We start from the raw sequence: 1,144 nt of genomic DNA on the forward strand, positions 1-1,144 counted from the left end.
GAACGGGCCTACCGCGAGCGCGTGAAGCGCGCGCACCCCGACCAGGGCGGTTCGATCGAGGAGTTCCAGCTCGTCCGCCGCGCCTACCGGGAGCTGTCGGAACGCGACGGGAGCGACGACCAAACCGACCCCGCGGACGTCGACCTCACCGAGGGGGACGACGCGCGCGAGCCGAAGTCGACCCGCGTCGAGTTCCTCGACTACGAGGCGGTCGTCGACTACGGCTGGTCGCTCGACGACGACGAGCTGTTCCGGAAGGCCGCCCACGCCGACCTCGGTTCCGACGCCCACGGTCGCATGCTCGTCCACCCCGACGAGAGCCTGTTAGAGGCGGCCGAGCGCAGCGGCTTCGCGTGGCCCTTCTCCTGTCGCGGCGGCGCCTGTGCGAACTGCGCGGTGTACCTCGCCGAGGGCGAGCTCTCGCAGCCGACCGACCACATCATGCCCGACGACCTCGCCGAGCGGGGGTTCCGGCTCTCCTGTAACGGCTACCCGCTGACCGACGAGCTGTCGATCGTGTTCAACGTGAAACAGCGGCCCGAGCTCGACGACCTCATCCTCCCGCCCGGGCCGTTCACCCGGCGGTAGGACGACTCATCCGAGGAAGTACCGCGTCCACGGGTACCGTTCCGCGAGGGGCACGCCGCCGACGTCGTACCCTTCGATGTAGGCGTCGAGACCGAATATCCTCCCGGCACCGAAGGCGGCGACCGAGAGGAAGACCAGCAGGTACGCGAAATCGCCGTTGATGTAGCCGTGGGAGATGTCCCAGTTACCGAAGTAGAAGAGCAGCATCATGAACGCGCCCCAGAACGCCGCGAGTCTCGTCAGACACCCGACGAGCAGCCCGAGACCGATACACAGCTGTCCCCAAGGAACGGCGACGTTCACGAAGTCCATAAACAAGGGCGTCTGCGCCATCGCGACGAAGAGGTCTGCCAGTGGACTCCCGTTGTCCGCCGGCGCGTTCTGAAGGTATCCCGCGGCGCTGAATCCGCCGCCGAGCAGCTTGTCCAGTCCGGCCTGGAGGAACGCGAGTCCCATCATCAGGCGGAGCGCGAAGATGAACCAAACGCTCAGCGTGTGTAGTTTTCCTTCCGCAGTCAGTCCACCGACCGTGCTTCGTAACTGGACTTCTGCCGAG

General features: G+C 66.5%; 2 protein-coding genes. One reads left to right on the top strand and one right to left on the bottom strand.

Annotated elements, in window-relative coordinates:
• Positions 1-588, top strand: a 588-nt coding sequence (gene fer, locus U4E84_RS18135; RefSeq protein WP_322533463.1) for a ferredoxin Fer, incomplete at its 5' end; no start/stop codon positions are given.
• A gap of 6 nt (positions 589-594) precedes the next feature.
• On the opposite strand, the gene U4E84_RS18140 is transcribed toward fer, so the two are convergent.
• The coding region (locus U4E84_RS18140) for a DoxX family protein (RefSeq protein WP_322533464.1) at positions 595-1,144 on the bottom strand (550 nt) is incomplete at its 5' end.

Source organism: Halorubrum sp. AD140 (assembly GCF_034497445.1).
In the GTDB taxonomy this organism is placed as follows: domain Archaea; phylum Halobacteriota; class Halobacteria; order Halobacteriales; family Haloferacaceae; genus Halorubrum.